We start from the raw sequence: 15,239 nt of genomic DNA, 5'->3' as shown, positions 1-15,239 counted from the left end.
ATACCCTTCTTATTGGGATCGCTTTTAGCATCGCGACGAAGCCGCGCAAGCGCACGCCGCTGTTGCCCACGCCCTCAGGTTGTTCCATGCTGTGCCTGCAAGGAGCCGCCGTGGACGCCATCAATCCAAGTGTAGAGATGACCGAGGCCGACCGGATCGACCGCCTGCGGCTGATCCGGTCCGACAATGTCGGGCCACGCACGTTCCGGTCGCTGGTCGATCATTTCGGCACGGCGCGCGCGGCGCTGGAGCGGCTGCCGGATCTGGCACGCCGCGGCGGTGCGCAGCGATCGGCGCGCATCTGTGGCGCTGACGAGGCGAAAGCCGAGCTTGCCGCGAGCCGCAAGTTCGGAATTGCCTGGCTCGCGCCCGGCGAGGACGGTTATCCGGCGCGGCTGGCAACGCTCGACGATGCGCCGCCGCTGCTCGCCGTGCGCGGCGACACTGCAACGCTGATGCGGCCGATGATCGCGATCGTCGGCTCGCGCAACGCCTCCGGTGCAGGCTTGAAATTCGCCGGTCAGCTCGCCCGCGAGCTTGGAGAGGCCGGCTTTGTCGTCATCTCCGGCCTTGCCCGCGGCGTCGACCAGGCCGCGCACCGCGCCAGTGTCGAGAGCGGCACCATCGCCGTGCTCGCCGGCGGCCATGACTGCATCTATCCGCCGGAGCATGGCGATCTGCTGGCCTCGATCCTCGATCGCAAGGGTGCTGCGATCTCCGAGATGCCGCTCGGCCACGAGCCGCGCGCCCGCGACTTCCCCCGCCGCAACCGGCTGATCTCGGGCGCCGCGCTCGGCGTGGTCGTGGTGGAGGCGGCGCATCGCTCGGGCTCGTTGATCACCGCGCGCATGGCCGCCGAACAGGGCCGCGAAGTGTTCGCGGTGCCGGGCTCGCCGCTCGATCCGCGCGCCGCCGGCACCAACGATCTGATCAAGCAGGGCGCGACGCTCGTCAGCGAAGCCGCCGACGTCGTCAACGCGGTCGCACCGATCATGGAGCGGCCGCTGATGCGCACCGCGAACGAGCCCGACAGCGAGCCGTTCGAAAGCGATCCGCAAGGACACGACCGCGATCAGATCACCAGCCTGCTCGGCCCCGCCCCTGTCACGATCGACGATCTCGTGCGGATGTCCGGCGCCTCGCCGGCCATCGTGCGCACCGTGCTCTTGGAGCTCGAGCTCGCCGGCCGGCTCGAACGCCACGGCGGTGGCTTGGTCTCGCTGCTTTAAGGAGTGTTCCGCTCGTCGAAGCGCGTGCGCGCCGAGGCGATCTGCTCCTGATGCGTGATCGCCCATTCGCCGAGGGCCCTCACCGGCTGCTGCAGTCCGCGGCCGAGATCGGTCAGCTCGTAATCCACGCGCGGCGGAATGGTCGGGAAGATCGTGCGGGTGACCAGGCCGTCACGCTCGAGCCCGCGCAGCGTCAAGGTCAGCATCCGCTGCGAAATGCCGTTGATCATGCGCTTGAGCTCGTTGAAGCGCTTGGGCCCGTCGCTCAGCATCATGATCACGAACACGCTCCATTTGTCGCCGACGCGCGCGAGGATCGAGGCGACGCCGCGGCAGTCCGCGTGGTCGCGATCCGGCATCGGCGGGGCAGTCAAATCGATGTGCGCAGGTTTCAAGGATGTGCCCATGGCTCAAAAAGGTGCGTTCTTGCGGGGATTTCGATAGTCACTCATGTAGCTCTGGTTACAAACATATACTAGGGTGATCCCGAATGAAACTCCTCCACATCGACTCCAGCGTGCTCGGCCCCCACTCCGTTTCCCGGCAGGTCTCCGCCGCCATCGTCGACCGTCTCAGGCAGGCGACACCGTCGCTCGACATCGTCTATCGCGACCTGACGCAGAGCCCACTCGCCCATCTCTCCGGTTCGCATCTCGCGGCCGCGCAAGGCGCGCCTGCGCCGGCGGAACTCGGCCCCGACCTCGCCGCCAGCAAGGCCGCGCTGGGCGAATTCCTTGCCGCTGACATCGTCGTGATCGGCGCGCCCATGTACAATTTCACCATTCCGAGCCAGCTCAAGGCCTGGATCGACCGGGTCCTCGTCGCGGGGAAGACGTTCAGCTACGGCGCGAACGGACCGCAGGGCCTTGCCGGCGGCAAGCGCGTGATCTTCGCGATCTCGCGCGGGGGCTATTACGGCGCGGGCACGCCCGCCGCGTCGCTGGAGCACCTCGAAAGCTATCTGCGTGGCGTGTTCGGCTTCATGGGCATCCATCATCCCGAATTCATCAGCGCCGATGGCATCCAGGTCGGGCCGGAGCATCGCGAGAAGTCGCTCGCAAGCGCGCTTGAGGCGGCAACCAGCCTCCGCGCGGCCTGACGCAACGCGCACATCGTCAGCCGCCGCAACATCGCTTGCGGCGGCTGATCGACCGGTGCGCGGTCGGCGAAGCTAAAACCAGGCGCCCTGAATGCCGAGGATGACGGCGACGAGCGAAACGAACAGGCCGATGCCGGAGAAAAGAGCGACCCCGATGAATTCGGAGGTGTCGGAACGCTTGGCGGGAATGGTGGAGTTTTCGGTGTAAATACGCGGTGCTGAAATCGGGGAAATAATACGAGCTGCCTTTGGCATATCGGGCTCCCTTGAAAATGAGTCTTCGTGACCCCCTGCCCGTAAAAGTGTCTTGGCAGCGCAAGCGAAGGTTCAACGCCTCACGCAAGGTTCAGAAAATACAGCTCGTGAGGCGTGGGAACCGGTCGGCGCAACCGGTTTTGCGTGCGCCGACCGATTCAATTTTCACTTCAATTGATCAGCCGCGATAGATCGGCGCGCCGCTCGGAGAGGCGACTGCGCCGCCGTCGACGAAGATTTCCTGGCCCTGCACATGCGCGGAATCGTCGGAGGCGAGGAACAGCACCGTCTTCGCGACGTGATCTGTTTCACCAATGCGCCCCAGCGGCGTCGTCAGCGCGATCCGCTTCTCGAACGCCTTCTCGGCTTCGGGCGTCGCGGTCGCAGGTCCCCAGATCGGCGTGCGGATCGCACCGGGCGCGACCACGTTGACGCGAATGCCGCGCGGCGACAGTTCTGATGCCATGATCCGCGCCATCGCGCGCACGCCGGCCTTGGCGGCGCCATACGCCGAATAGCCGGGAATGCCGAGCACGGAGATCACCGAGCCGCTGAGGATGATCGAAGCGTTGTCGTTGAGATAAGGCAGCGCGGACTGCACGGTGAAGAACACGCTGGTCAGATTGGTGCTGATGACCTTCGCGAAGACTCCCAGCGTGGCCGATCCCAGCGGCGTGCCGCCGGCGATGCCGGCATTGGCGAACACGATGTCGAACTTGCCGAACTTTTCGGCGCCCTTCTTGATCGCAGCTTCGGTCGCCGCAATGTCGGTGGCGTCCGCGGCGAGCGCGAGCGCGTTCGGCCCGAGCTCCTTCGCGGCCGCCTCGAGCGTCTCCTTGTTGCGCCCGGTGATCACCACCTTGGCGCCCTCGGCCACGAACAGCTTTGCCGTTGCCAGCCCAATGCCGCTATTGCCGCCGGTGATCAGGGCCGTCTTGTTCTTCAGTCTCACGTTCGCCTCCAGTGGTTGCATCATAAAACTATAATTGCCATCTAGGCTATCTGGTTTTAAGATGCAACCACACGAGCGCGTGAACGGCGACTGGACCGTGCGATCGCGAAAGGACTGGACCATGGTGAAACGAACGAGCTTCGAGGGCAATGCCTGTCCGATCGCGCGCTCGCTGGAAGCGATCGGCGACTGGTGGTCGCTGCTGATCATCCGTGAGGCGCTGTTCGGCCTGCGCCGCTTCGGCGAGTTTCAGAACAAGCTCGGCATGGCCAAGAACATCTTGTCGGCCCGGCTGCGCGCGCTGGTCGACCACGGCATCCTGACCACGGCCCCCGCCTCCGACGGCAGCGCCTACCAGGAATATGTGTTGACGGAAAAGGGCCGCGGCACTTTCCCGATCCTGGTAGCCCTGCGGCAATGGAGCGAGGAATTCGACGATCGGCCGTCGGAGATCTCGACCATCCTGGTCGATCGCGAGAAAGGCCGCCCGGTGAAGAAGCTCGAGCTACGCGCCGAAGACGGGCGGCTGCTGACGCAAGCCGATACCATGCTGAAGCCGCGGCCAGCGCCGCGACGGCGGTCGGCCTAGTAACGTCGAACTGCCACCACCCCGTCATTGCGAGCGCAGCGAAGCAATCCAGACTGCCACGTGGAAAGACTCTGGATTGCTTCGCCGCGCTCGCAATGACTGCGTGGGGGACTTGTACAAAACATCGACGGCGTCAAAGATGGCTGGACACAGCAAGTGGCACCACGATGCCCCTCCTCGCCATCGTCTATTTTTCCATCTCAGGCACCACCGAGAAGCTGGCGCACGCGGTCGCGCGCGGTGCGGATGGCATGGCGGATGTCACGCTCTGTCGCATCACCGGCGGCGACATCGTATCAGGCCGGTTTAAGAATGAGAGCTTACTGGAGACGATTGACGGCGCTAGCGCCGTTGCGTTTGGCAGCCCCACCTACATGGGCGGACCCGCCGCCCAATTCAAAGCTTTTGCAGACGCTTCGAGCGACAGATGGAGCAAGCAAGCCTGGGCCAACAAGATCGCAGCAGGATTCACGACGGGGGCCTGCGCTGGCGGCGACCAACTCCACACGCTGTCCTACTTTTCCATTCTGACTGCGCAACACGGCATGCTCTGGTGCGGACTGGATATTCCGGGTGGCGAGGACCCGAGCGGTCGGAATCGTTTAGGCAGCCAGCTTGGCTTGGCAACACACTTGATTGACGGCTCGTTGCCTCAGAGCGACCTCGGTACGGCCGAATATCTCGGTCAGCGATTGGCCAGAATGGCAAGCCGCAACGGCTAACCTCACCCGTCATTGCGAGCGAAGCGAAGCAATCCAGAGTCTTTCCGCGGTGGGATTCTGGATTGCTTCGCTGCGCTCGCAATGACGACTTTGGTGCAGCGTGCTCCAATCTCTCGCCGTCATCCTGAGGTGCTCGTCCTGCAAAGCAGGGCGAGCCTCGAAGGACGACAGCCCGGCTGCATCCCGGCCGCTCATCCTTCGAGGCTCCCGGCGCGATGCTTTGCATCGCGCCACTCGCGCCTCCAGCGACGAGCGCTACGCGCTCGCGCGGGGATGACGGGTCTGATACTCGCCGGGTGCCCTCACGACAGCTTGCGCTTGCTCCGCAGCCGCAGATGCTCGTCGGCCTCCAGCTTGGTCATTCCCAGGAGATAATGCAGCACGTCGAGCTTGTGCCGCTCGGCAAGCTTGCGCAGCGCCCCGACCTGCTCGGCGATGAAGGCGACCGCCTCCTCGACGCCGCCCTCCCCCGGTTCCTCGTGACGCGAGCCTCCCGCCGCGCGCGATGCGGCGCCCGCCCGTTTCTTTCCTGGCTTAGTCACCAGCCCCACCCGAATCCATGCCCCGCGGAAACATTACGCCGACATCGGCCGCAACTCAAAGGTGGTATTTTGCAACTTTCTCGATATGAAACTTTTCCCGTCGGGATGGCTTTCAACACCCCTCGATTTGACAGCGACGGCCTCACCACCCATGTTCGGGACGAAAGGGCCGACCCGAATCTCATCGAATTCGGCCCCAAATTTCCCCATAAGTTACTGGAACTACATGAATATCGTCATTGTGGAGTCGCCGGCGAAAGCCAAGACGATCAACAAGTATTTGGGCTCGTCCTACGAGGTTCTGGCCTCGTTTGGCCATGTCCGCGACTTGCCGGCGAAGAACGGCTCCGTCGATCCCGACGCCAATTTCAAGATGATCTGGGAGATCGACCCCAAGGCGGCCGGCCGGCTCAACGACATTGCCAAGTCCCTCAAGAACGCTGACCGCCTGATTCTCGCCACCGACCCTGATCGCGAGGGCGAGGCCATCTCCTGGCACGTGCTGGAGGTCTTGAAAGAGAAGCGCGCGATCAAGGACCACAAGATCGAGCGCGTGGTGTTCAACGCCATCACCAAGCAGGCGGTCACGGACGCCATGAAGCATCCGCGCCAGATCGACGGTGCGCTGGTCGACGCCTATATGGCGCGCCGCGCGCTGGACTATCTGGTCGGCTTCACCCTTTCCCCCGTGCTGTGGCGCAAGCTGCCGGGTGCCCGCTCGGCGGGCCGCGTGCAGTCGGTAGCGCTGCGGCTGGTCTGCGACCGCGAGCTCGAGATCGAAAAGTTCGTTGCCCGCGAATACTGGTCGCTGATCGCGACCCTGCTGACGCCGCGCGGCGACGCCTTCGAAGCCCGTCTCGTCGGCGCCGACGGCAAGAAGATCCAGCGCCTCGACATCGGCACCGGCGCGGAAGCCGAAGACTTCAAGAAGGCGCTGGAAGCAGCCGCCTACGCGGTGACCACGGTCGATGCCAAGCCGGCCCGGCGTAATCCGCAGGCCCCCTTCACCACCTCGACGCTGCAGCAGGAAGCCAGTCGCAAATACGGCTTTGCGCCGGCGCACACCATGCGCATCGCGCAGCGGCTCTATGAAGGCATCGATATCGGCGGCGAGACCACCGGACTCATTACTTATATGCGTACCGACGGCGTGCAGATCGACCCGTCCGCGATCACCCAGGCCCGCAAGGTGATCGGCGAGGATTACGGCAACGCTTACGTTCCGGACGCGCCGCGCCAGTACCAGGCCAAGGCCAAGAACGCCCAGGAAGCCCACGAAGCGATCCGGCCGACCGACATGTCGCGCCGCCCCGACAGCATGAGCCGCAAGCTTGAGTCCGATCAGGCGAGGCTCTATGAGCTGATCTGGAAGCGCACCATCGCGAGCCAGATGGAATCGGCCGAACTGGAACGCACCACGGTCGACATCACGGCGAAGGTTGGCGGCCGCACGCTGGACCTGCGCGCCACCGGCCAGGTCGTCAAGTTCGACGGCTTCCTCGCACTTTATCAGGAAGGCCGCGACGACGAGGAGGACGAGGACTCCCGCCGCCTGCCCGCGATGAGCCCGAATGACGCGCTGAAGCGGCAGTCGCTCGCCGTCACCCAGCATTTCACCGAGCCGCCGCCGCGCTTCTCCGAAGCCTCGCTGGTCAAGCGCATGGAAGAGCTCGGCATCGGCCGGCCCTCGACCTATGCCTCGATCCTCCAGGTCCTCAAAGACCGCGGCTACGTCAAGCTCGAAAAGAAGCGCCTGCACGGCGAGGACAAGGGCCGGGTCGTGGTCGCGTTCCTCGAAAGCTTCTTTGCCCGATACGTCGAATACGATTTCACCGCCAATCTGGAAGAGCAGCTCGACCGCATCTCCAACAACGAGATCTCCTGGCAGCAGGTGCTGAAGGATTTCTGGACCGGCTTCATCGGCGCGGTCGACGAGATCAAGGATCTGCGCGTAGCCCAAGTGCTCGACGTGCTCGACGACATGCTGGGGCAGCACATCTATCCTCCCCGCACCGATGGCGGCGACATCCGGCAATGCCCGAGCTGCGGCAACGGCCGGCTCAATCTGAAGGCCGGCAAATTCGGCGCCTTCGTCGGCTGCTCGAACTATCCGGAATGCCGCTACACCCGTCAGCTCGCCGCCGACGGCGAAGCCACCGCCGATCGTTCGCTCGGCCAGGACCCCGATACGGGTCGCGATGTCTGGGTCAAAGCCGGCCGGTTCGGCCCCTACATCCAGCTTGGCGAGCAGAAGGATTATGCGGAGGGCGAGAAGCCGAAGCGCGCAGGCATTCCGAAGGGGACTTCTCCTGGAGATGTCGAGCTCGAGCTTGCGCTCAAGCTGCTGTCGCTGCCGCGCGAGATCGGCAAGCATCCGGAAACCGGTGAGCCGATCACCGCAGGTCTCGGCCGCTTCGGGCCGTTCGTGAAGCACGAGAAGACCTATGCCAGCCTCGAGGCCGGCGACGAAGTGTTCGACATCGGCATCAACCGGGCCGTGACGCTGATCGCGGAGAAAATCGCCAAGGGCCCGAGCCGCCGCTTCGGCGCCGATCCCGGCAAGGCGATTGGCGATCATCCCACCCTCGGCACCGTCACGGTGAAGGGCGGCCGCTACGGCGCCTATGTCACGGCGGGCGGCGTCAACGCGACGATCCCGAGCGACATCGAGAAAGACGCCATCACGCTGCCGCAGGCGATCGCGCTGATCGACGAGCGCGCGGCCAAGGGCGGCGGCAAGAAACCGAAGAAGGCGGCGAAGCCGGCCAAGGCCAAGAAGGCTGCTGCCAAGGCCGCCGACGGCGACGACGCCGCGCCAAAAACCAAAAAGCCGGCCGCGAAGAAGGCGGCCAAACCCAAATCCGAATCCACCAGCAAGGCGCGCGCCGCCGTGTCGTCGACGGCCAAGACTTCGGCCATCAAGACGTCGCCGACCAAGGCATCCGGCGCCAAAGCTCCGGCCAAGAAAAGTGCCGGCACCAAATAGAGGCTAAGTGAAACGCAAGAATGACCGTGGCTTTCCCGACCGGGCAGCCATCGTCGCCTTCATCAAGGCAAATCCCGGAAAGGTCGGAACCCGCGAAATTGCGCGCGAGTTCGGCCTGAAGAACGCCGACCGCATCGAGCTCAAGCGCATGCTGCGCGAGCTCGCCGACGACGGGCTCGTCAAGAAAAAGCGCCATACGATTTCAGAGCCGGACAGCCTGCCGCCGACGCTGGTCGCCGACATCACCGGCCGCGACACCGACGGCGAGCTGGTCGCCTCCCCCACCGAATGGGACGAGGTCGAAAGCGGCGAACCGCCAAAGATCCTCATCACGATGCCGCGCCGGCCAAAACCCGGCACCGCGGCCGGCATTGGCGATCGCGCGCTGCTGCGGGTCGAGCGCTCCGACGAGACCGAAGGCCCGGCCTATCGCGGCCACATCATCAAGGTCTTCGACAAGACCAAGAGCCGCATCCTCGGCGTCTTCCGCAGCCTGCCCGAGGGCGGCGGACGGATCATCCCCGTCGACAAGAAGTCCGCCGACCGCGAGCTGAACATCGCGCCGACCGAGACGCACGGCGCGCAGGACGGCGATCTCGTCAGCGTCGACATCATCCGCTCGCGCGGCTTTGGGCTGGCGTCAGGCCGCGTCAAGGAGAAGCTCGGCTCGGTCAAGTCGGAGAAGGCGATCAGCCTGATCGCGATCTACGCGCACGACATCCCGCTGCAATTCCGCCCCGCGGCGGAGCGCGAGGCCGAAGCGGCGGAGCCGGCCAATCTGAAGGGGCGCGAGGACTGGCGCGACGTGCCGCTGGTCACCATCGATCCCCCGGATGCCAAGGATCACGACGACGCGGTGCACGCGCAGCCGGATCCTGATCCCAACAACAGAGGCGGCTTCATCGTCGATGTCGCCATCGCCGACGTGAGCTTCTACGTGCGGCCTGGCACCGCGCTCGACCGCGACGCGCTCGACCGCGGCAACTCGGTCTATTTCCCCGACCGCGTCGTGCCGATGCTGCCCGAGCGCATCTCCAACGATCTGTGCTCGCTGGTGCCGGGCGAGCCGCGCGGCGCGCTCGCGGTGCGGATGATCATCGCCCCCGATGGGCGCAAACGCTCGCACAGCTTCCATCGCATCCTGATGCGCTCCGCAGCCAAGCTGAACTACGCCCAGGCGCAGGCCGCGATCGACGGCCGACCGGACGACACCACCGGCCCCCTGCTCGATCCGATCCTGCGGCCGCTCTATGCGGCCTATGCCTGCGTCAAGCGCGGGCGAGACGAGCGCGATCCGCTCAATCTCGATCTGCCCGAGCGCAAGATCCTGTTGAAGAGCGACGGCACGGTCGACCGCGTCGTCGTGCCCGACAGGCTCGACGCGCACAAGCTGATCGAGGAGTTCATGATCCTCGCCAATGTCGCGGCAGCCGAAATGCTCGAGAAGAAGTCGCTGCCGCTGATCTACCGCGTGCATGACGAGCCGACCCTGGAAAAGGTCCACGCGCTCGCGGAATTCCTGGCGACACTGGACGTTCCGTTCGCGAAAGGCGGCGCGCTGCGCCCCGCTCTGTTCAACCGCGTGCTGGCGCAGCTCGAAGGCCACGACCACTTTCCGCTGGTGAGCGAGGTCGTGTTGCGCGCCCAGGCGCAGGCCGAATATTCCTCGGAGAATTACGGTCATTTCGGCCTGAACCTGCGCCGCTATGCGCATTTCACCTCGCCGATCCGCCGCTATGCCGACCTCGTCGTGCACCGCGCGCTGGTTCGCGCGCTCGGGCTTGGCGAAGGCGCGCTGCCCGACACCGAGACGCCGGAAACGTTGAGCGAGGTCGCAGCCCACATCTCGGTGACCGAGCGGCGGGCGATGAAGGCGGAGCGCGAGACCGTCGACCGCCTGATCGCCCATCACCTCGCCGACCGCATCGGTTCGAGCTTCCAGGGCCGCGTCTCCGGCGTCACGCGCGCCGGCCTGTTCGTCAAGCTCGCTGAGACCGGCGCCGACGGCTTGATCCCGATCCGATCCCTCGGCACGGAATATTTCAACTATGACGAGGGCCGGCACGCCCTGGTCGGCACGCGCAGCGGCACCATGCATCAGCTCGGTGATGTCGTCGACGTCCGCCTGATCGAGGCAGCTCCGATCGCGGGCGCGCTACGATTCGAGCTGCTGTCATCGTCCGGTGAGTCCGCGCCGCGGAGCCGCAGGGGATCTGGTCCGCAACGCCGCCCCTCGTTCAAGGCGCATCCCGGGCGCAGTCCCGACAAGAAGCGCAAGCCGGACAAGCCGAAGCCCGGCAAGGGCCAAAAGGCGAAGGGAAAAAGCAAAGGCAAGGGTCAGAAGGGTAAGGCATGGTGAGCACAACCCCGAAGATCTGGACCCGCGAGACCGGCCTCGTCGAGAAGCGCGACGTCTTTGCTGCCATGAAGCGCGGCTTTCGCGGCCGCTGCCCCCGCTGCGGCGACGGAAGACTGTTCCGCGCCTTCCTGAAGACCGCGGACAATTGCTCGGTCTGCGGCCTCGATTTCACCCCGCATCGGGCCGACGATCTGCCCGCCTATCTCGTCATCGTCATCGTCGGCCATATCGTGGTGCCCAGCATCCTCTGGATCGAGACCAATTACACCACGCCGGTCTGGATCAGCTTCGCGGCCTATCTGCCCTTCACCTTCGTCGCCTCGCTCGCACTACTGCAGCCGGTGAAGGGAGCCGTGGTCGGATTGCAATGGGCTCTGCGCATGCACGGGTTTGACGAGAACCCGACGGATGGTATTCCGCCGGTGTAGGCAAAATAAACAAGAAGCAGTTTGGGTGAGGACATGACGGATACGTCGCAGGCAGCCGACAAGGCCAAGATCCACGAGGGCAAGGAAGCCGACCATCATCCCTATTTCCGCCCGCGGGATGCGGCGACACTGATCCTGGTCGATCGCAGCGGCGCCATTCCAAAAGTCCTGGTCGGCAAGCGCCACGACAACGTGGTGTTCATGCCCGGAAAGTTCGTCTTCCCCGGCGGCCGCGTCGACAAGGACGATTATCGCGTGCCGTGCGCGGCGCCTGTAACCGCCGAGCTGGAAGCCAATCTCGCCAAAGGCAGTCCGAAGACGCCGGCCTCTCGCGCGAAGTCGCTGGCGATTGCCGCGATCCGCGAGGCCTGCGAGGAAACGGGTCTCTGCCTCGGGCGCAAGGCCGAAGGCAAGGCCAAACTCGAAGGCGCCTGGAAACCGTTCGCCGATGCGGGCCTGTTGCCCGATCCCTCCAGCCTGTTCCTGATCGCGCGCGCGATCACGCCGCCCGGCCGCGTCAAGCGGTTCGACACGCGCTTCTTCACGGCGGACGCCTCCGCGATCACCCATCGCGTCGACGGCGTGATCCATGCCGATGCCGAGCTTGTCGAGCTGGTCTGGGTCGAGCTCGGCTCGAAGCCGCTCGCCGATCTCCATCCGATGACGCGCAACGTGCTCAACGAGCTCGACGCGCGCCTCGCCACCGGCCCGCTCCGCCATGATGCACCGGTGCCGTTCTTCCATTTCTACGGCGGCAAGATGCAGAAGGACATTTTGAGCTGATCAGTTTGTGACGTCCGCATCGTCCGCATCAGGCTCGGTGCCGACATAGTCGCGCGCGGGAACGTTCAGCACTCGCCCGAGCTCGCTGGCGAACCAACTGGCTTCCTCGCGCTTGGTGAAGCTCATCAGCGTGATCGGCTCGGTCCCTTTGTTGCCGCAGAGATTGACATCGTATGTCGTCAGCGCCGGATCGTCCTCGTCGGTAATGCTGATGAAATGATAATCGGCGAGATCGCGATGGTTGCGAAAATTCAGCGGGCCGAACTGCCTGGTGATGACGATCTGGCGCAGCGTCTCGTTCAGCACGACGAAGGTGCGGAAGGTGAGCAGGATGATTCCGGGGATGCCGACGAGCAACCCGAGTCCCGTGAACACCAGCACCGGCATGAGATCATCGGCGAGCCGGCCAAAACCGGAGAAATCCTGCCGCAGGCCGAGCCCGACATTCCACAGCAGATAGAAGCTCGCCGCCAGCAGCGGCAATGACAGCAGTCGCCCGACCCAGGGCATGGGCCGGTCGATGCGGACGATGCGCCCGTCCACGGTCATTGCACCTGCCATCGAAAGTCTCCTCGGGAGCGAAAGTCATGGCTTGGTCGGAGTGAGCCGTGGATCGGTTCGATGGGACTCCTCCGTCGTTCCGGGCGTTGCCCGGGATGACGCGAATGTGCTGAGCTGACATCGAAAAACAAAATAATCTTCCCGCCTCCCCCGATGGCGGAGTTCCGCGGCATGCCTATGTCTTTCGGAACGACACCAAAAACGGATACCGGGCGATGGCACAACGGCAACTCAAGCTTGGCGCGTTCATGCGCCCGATCAGCATCCACACCGGCGCCTGGCGCTATCCCGGGGCCTGGCCCGACGCCAATTTCAACTTCAGCCACATCAAGACGCTGATCCAGAAGCTCGAGGCCGGCAAGTTCGACGCCTTCTTCATGGCCGATCACCTCGCCGTGCTGAACATGCCGGTCAATGCGCTCAAGCGCAGCCACACGGTCACCTCGTTCGAGCCATTCACGCTGTTGTCGGCGCTCTCGGCCGTCACCGAGCGGATCGGCCTGATCGCGACGGGCTCGACCACGTTCGACGAGCCCTATCACGTCGCGCGGCGCTTCGCTTCGCTCGACCATCTCAGCGGCGGCCGTGCGGGCTGGAACATCGTCACCACCTCGAACCCGGATGCAGCGCTGAATTTCGGCCTCGACGACCACATGGAGCACGGCGAGCGCTACAAGCGCGCCCGCGAGTTCTACGACGTCGTCACGGGCCTGTGGGATTCCTTTGCCGATGACGCCTTCGTGCGCGATGTCGAAAGCGGCGTGTTCGTCGATCCCGCCAAGATGCATGTGCTCGACCATCAGGGCAAATATCTGAAGGTGCGCGGTCCCCTCAACATCGCCCGCCCGGTCCAGGGCTGGCCGGTGATCGTGCAGGCCGGCGCCTCCGACGACGGCAGGCAGCTTGCGGCAGAGACCGCCGAAGCCGTCTTCACCGGCGGCGGCAGTCTTGCCGACAGCCAGAAACTCTATGCCGACATCAAGGGCCGCATGGAGAAGGTTGGCCGCGATCCCGAACACCTCAAGATCCTCCCCGGCGCCTTTGTCGTGGTCGGCGACAGCGTCGACGAGGCCAGGGAGAAGCGCGCCCTGCTCGACAGCCGCGTGCATTACGACAGCGCCATCGCCTCGCTCTCGGTCATCCTAGGCACGGATGCCTCAGGCTTCGACCCGGATGGCCCTCTCCCCGAAATCCCCGAGACCAATGCCAGCAAGAGCGGCCGTCAGCGCATGGTCGACCTCGCCGCCCGCGACAAGCTCACGGTGCGCCAGCTCGCTCAACGCGTTGGCGGCTATGGCGGGCTATCCTTCGTCGGCACGGCCAAAACCATTGCCGACCAGATGGAGGAATGGCTGGTCGGGCGCGGCTCCGACGGCTTCAACATCATGTTCCCGTTCCTGCCCGCCGGCCTAGACGATTTCGTCGACAAGGTGGTGCCGGAGCTGCAGCGCCGCGGGATTTTCCGGAAAGAGTATGAAGGGCCCACTTTGAGAGAGAATCTGGGCCTGCCGCGGCCCAAAAACCGGTTCTTCGAGGCGTAATCGGGCCGATTTGGGCGGTTTTCGACCCCTAAAATCTTGACATCAGGCCGTTTCTGGCTAGGTTGCCGGCCAACGCGGGCCATTTGGCCGGCTCCAGATTCCCTTCATTCCTGAGGTTCTGAACATGGCCAAAGCGGTCACCATCAAGGTCAAGCTCGTGTCCTCGGCCGACACCGGCTTCTACTACGTCGCCAAGAAGAATTCGCGCACCATGACCGACAAGCTGGTCAAGAAGAAGTACGACCCCGTCGCGCGCAAGCACGTCGAATTCCGCGAAGCCAAGATCAAGTAAGCAAGATCGCGGAACGTAGAAGACTTTTGCGGGGCCCTTTCGGGCCCCGTTTTATTTTGGCCCCTCTCGCGTGTCCCGGATGCGCAGCAGTGCCCCGTGGACGTGACGCTGCGCTGCGTCCGGGGCACGAGGGCTGAGCTCGGCACAGCGAGTCATCGCCAGATTTTGTTCAACCCTCGGTTGCTCGCTACCGAATGTATGTTAGCGTGCACTTGCCGGGCGGGAATGTCCGTCCCGGCTTTGGAAGGACATGGTCATGAGATTCTCATCAAGCCTTGTCGTGCCTTCAACCATCGCTGCCTTGTCAACAATCTTGCTGTGCGCGCCGGCAGCGTCGCAAATCCCAACCGGCTCCGCCGCCACGATTCCCCCCGTCACGGTCGACGCGCCGAAACAGGTGGCAAGGCCACACGTGTCGGAGCGAGGAGCAAACACAATTGCCCCTCGTCGGACTACCTCAACAGCTCAAACGTCAGCCGCGCGCACGCCTGCGTATGCGCCGGGTTCTGTGATGGGGAGGATTGCCGGCCTGGAGAAAGTCGCCAGCAGTTGCAACGGAGGCTGTGCATCAAGCTTCCCAAGCGGCAAGGATCCGTGGGTTGGATGCAGCGAGTCAGGCGGCAACATAGACTACGGTCCTTTCTCGCCAACCTGCCGCGACACCATCACCCACAAATCCTACCTGGATTGCGTCGACACCAGGACGTTCCTGGGCGACAACCGAAACAAGGCCCACTGGTTGTGCAGCAGCCTGGCCGCCGGCAACAGGTTTAAGGTCGCCGATCTCAAGCGATCAGCACGCACGCGTTAGTCCATCCTCTCCGCAGTCCTTCTGTTGCGATCGAGCTTCAGCTCACTCGTGTCCAGACCCGGACGCAGCGCGTGGCGTTGCGTCCGGGCA

Annotated in this window: 15 protein-coding genes; 10 read left to right on the top strand and 5 right to left on the bottom strand. The window is 64.5% G+C overall.

Features of this window, described 5'->3' with window-relative positions; translation table 11 throughout:
- Positions 1 to 86 precede the first annotated feature (86 nt).
- Positions 87 to 1,229, top strand: a complete 1,143-nt coding sequence (gene dprA / locus IVB40_RS15800) for a DNA-processing protein DprA (RefSeq protein ID WP_247819265.1) — start codon at positions 87 to 89, stop codon at positions 1,227 to 1,229.
- Here the strand turns inward: dprA and IVB40_RS15795 are convergent.
- Entirely contained in the window at positions 1,226 to 1,636 is a 411-nt protein-coding gene (locus IVB40_RS15795; protein ID WP_027567316.1) for a helix-turn-helix domain-containing protein, read from the bottom strand. The genes dprA and IVB40_RS15795 overlap by 4 nt on opposite strands.
- Before the next feature lie 83 nt (positions 1,637 to 1,719).
- Here IVB40_RS15795 and IVB40_RS15790 point away from each other — a divergent pair, with 83 nt between their 5' ends.
- Entirely contained in the window at positions 1,720 to 2,328 is a 609-nt protein-coding gene (locus tag IVB40_RS15790) for an FMN-dependent NADH-azoreductase (protein ID WP_247819264.1), read from the top strand.
- 72 nt (positions 2,329 to 2,400) lie between these two features.
- On the opposite strand, the gene IVB40_RS15785 is transcribed toward IVB40_RS15790, so the two are convergent.
- Together IVB40_RS15785 and IVB40_RS15780 are read right to left on the bottom strand one after the other, a co-directional pair.
- Entirely contained in the window at positions 2,401 to 2,583 is a 183-nt protein-coding gene (locus IVB40_RS15785; RefSeq protein WP_247286816.1) for a hypothetical protein, read from the bottom strand.
- Positions 2,584 to 2,761: 178 nt separating this feature from the next.
- Positions 2,762 to 3,535, bottom strand: coding sequence for an SDR family oxidoreductase (locus IVB40_RS15780; RefSeq protein ID WP_247819263.1), 774 nt, complete (start codon positions 3,533 to 3,535; stop codon positions 2,762 to 2,764).
- A 121-nt stretch (positions 3,536 to 3,656) separates the two neighbouring features.
- Between IVB40_RS15780 and IVB40_RS15775 the strand changes: the two genes are divergently transcribed.
- On the top strand, positions 3,657 to 4,124 hold the full coding sequence (locus tag IVB40_RS15775; RefSeq protein ID WP_247819262.1) for a helix-turn-helix domain-containing protein: 468 nt from the start codon (positions 3,657 to 3,659) through the stop codon (positions 4,122 to 4,124).
- Between the two features lie 167 nt (positions 4,125 to 4,291).
- Entirely contained in the window at positions 4,292 to 4,846 is a 555-nt protein-coding gene (locus IVB40_RS15770) for a flavodoxin family protein (RefSeq protein WP_247819261.1), read from the top strand.
- 302 nt (positions 4,847 to 5,148) lie between these two features.
- Here the strand turns inward: IVB40_RS15770 and IVB40_RS15765 are convergent, their stop codons facing one another.
- Positions 5,149 to 5,388: a hypothetical protein gene (locus IVB40_RS15765; protein WP_007603303.1), complete on the bottom strand. Its 240-nt coding sequence runs from the start codon at positions 5,386 to 5,388 to the stop codon at positions 5,149 to 5,151.
- A 226-nt stretch (positions 5,389 to 5,614) separates the two neighbouring features.
- Here IVB40_RS15765 and topA point away from each other — a divergent pair, with 226 nt between their 5' ends.
- Genes topA through IVB40_RS15745 form a run of 4 tightly spaced genes read left to right on the top strand, consistent with a single transcriptional unit; the run spans position 5,615 to position 11,944 of the window.
- Entirely contained in the window at positions 5,615 to 8,374 is a 2,760-nt protein-coding gene (topA, locus tag IVB40_RS15760) for a type I DNA topoisomerase (RefSeq protein WP_247462644.1), read from the top strand.
- A 7-nt stretch (positions 8,375 to 8,381) separates the two neighbouring features.
- On the top strand, positions 8,382 to 10,733 hold the full coding sequence (rnr, locus tag IVB40_RS15755; protein ID WP_247819260.1) for a ribonuclease R: 2,352 nt from the start codon (positions 8,382 to 8,384) through the stop codon (positions 10,731 to 10,733).
- Positions 10,727 to 11,161 carry a DUF983 domain-containing protein gene (locus tag IVB40_RS15750; protein ID WP_247819259.1) on the top strand — a complete coding sequence of 145 codons (435 nt, stop codon included), beginning with the start codon at positions 10,727 to 10,729 and terminating at the stop codon, positions 11,159 to 11,161. Before rnr ends, IVB40_RS15750 begins: the two co-directional genes overlap by 7 nt.
- A 33-nt stretch (positions 11,162 to 11,194) precedes the next feature.
- On the top strand, positions 11,195 to 11,944 hold the full coding sequence (locus IVB40_RS15745; RefSeq protein WP_027567325.1) for an NUDIX domain-containing protein: 750 nt from the start codon (positions 11,195 to 11,197) through the stop codon (positions 11,942 to 11,944).
- On the opposite strand, the gene IVB40_RS15740 is transcribed toward IVB40_RS15745, so the two are convergent.
- Positions 11,945 to 12,505, bottom strand: coding sequence for a hypothetical protein (locus tag IVB40_RS15740; protein WP_247819258.1), 561 nt, complete (start codon positions 12,503 to 12,505; stop codon positions 11,945 to 11,947). It lies immediately after the preceding gene.
- Between the two features lie 215 nt (positions 12,506 to 12,720).
- On the opposite strand from IVB40_RS15740, the gene IVB40_RS15735 reads away from it, so the two are divergent.
- The gene (locus IVB40_RS15735; protein ID WP_247434971.1) at positions 12,721 to 14,046 is read left to right on the top strand and encodes an LLM class flavin-dependent oxidoreductase; all 1,326 of its coding nucleotides are present in this window, start codon (positions 12,721 to 12,723) and stop codon (positions 14,044 to 14,046) included.
- A 124-nt stretch (positions 14,047 to 14,170) separates the two neighbouring features.
- Positions 14,171 to 14,338, top strand: a complete 168-nt coding sequence (gene rpmG / locus IVB40_RS15730) for a 50S ribosomal protein L33 (RefSeq protein ID WP_007603295.1) — start codon at positions 14,171 to 14,173, stop codon at positions 14,336 to 14,338.
- Positions 14,339 to 15,239 lie beyond the last annotated feature (901 nt).

It is taken from the genome of Bradyrhizobium sp. 40 (assembly GCF_023100925.1).
Taxonomy (GTDB): Bacteria; Pseudomonadota; Alphaproteobacteria; order Rhizobiales; family Xanthobacteraceae; genus Bradyrhizobium.
The sequence above is the reverse complement of the archived record's forward strand: the minus strand, read 5'-3'. Positions and strand labels throughout refer to the sequence as shown.

What these genes read in the sequence shown, in the direction of transcription:
- dprA (WP_247819265.1), top strand. Translation starts at nt 87, where the DNA reads ATGCTGTGCCTGCAAGGAGCCGCCGTGGACGCCATCAATCCAAGTGTA.
- IVB40_RS15795 (WP_027567316.1), bottom strand. Translation starts at nt 1,636, where the DNA reads ATGGGCACATCCTTGAAACCTGCGCACATCGATTTGACTGCCCCGCCG.
- IVB40_RS15790 (WP_247819264.1), top strand. Translation starts at nt 1,720, where the DNA reads ATGAAACTCCTCCACATCGACTCCAGCGTGCTCGGCCCCCACTCCGTT.
- IVB40_RS15785 (WP_247286816.1), bottom strand. Translation starts at nt 2,583, where the DNA reads ATGCCAAAGGCAGCTCGTATTATTTCCCCGATTTCAGCACCGCGTATT.
- IVB40_RS15775 (WP_247819262.1), top strand. Translation starts at nt 3,657, where the DNA reads ATGGTGAAACGAACGAGCTTCGAGGGCAATGCCTGTCCGATCGCGCGC.
- IVB40_RS15770 (WP_247819261.1), top strand. Translation starts at nt 4,292, where the DNA reads ATGCCCCTCCTCGCCATCGTCTATTTTTCCATCTCAGGCACCACCGAG.
- topA (WP_247462644.1), top strand. Translation starts at nt 5,615, where the DNA reads ATGAATATCGTCATTGTGGAGTCGCCGGCGAAAGCCAAGACGATCAAC.
- IVB40_RS15750 (WP_247819259.1), top strand. Translation starts at nt 10,727, where the DNA reads ATGGTGAGCACAACCCCGAAGATCTGGACCCGCGAGACCGGCCTCGTC.
- IVB40_RS15745 (WP_027567325.1), top strand. Translation starts at nt 11,195, where the DNA reads ATGACGGATACGTCGCAGGCAGCCGACAAGGCCAAGATCCACGAGGGC.
- IVB40_RS15740 (WP_247819258.1), bottom strand. Translation starts at nt 12,505, where the DNA reads ATGGCAGGTGCAATGACCGTGGACGGGCGCATCGTCCGCATCGACCGG.
- IVB40_RS15735 (WP_247434971.1), top strand. Translation starts at nt 12,721, where the DNA reads ATGGCACAACGGCAACTCAAGCTTGGCGCGTTCATGCGCCCGATCAGC.
- rpmG (WP_007603295.1), top strand. Translation starts at nt 14,171, where the DNA reads ATGGCCAAAGCGGTCACCATCAAGGTCAAGCTCGTGTCCTCGGCCGAC.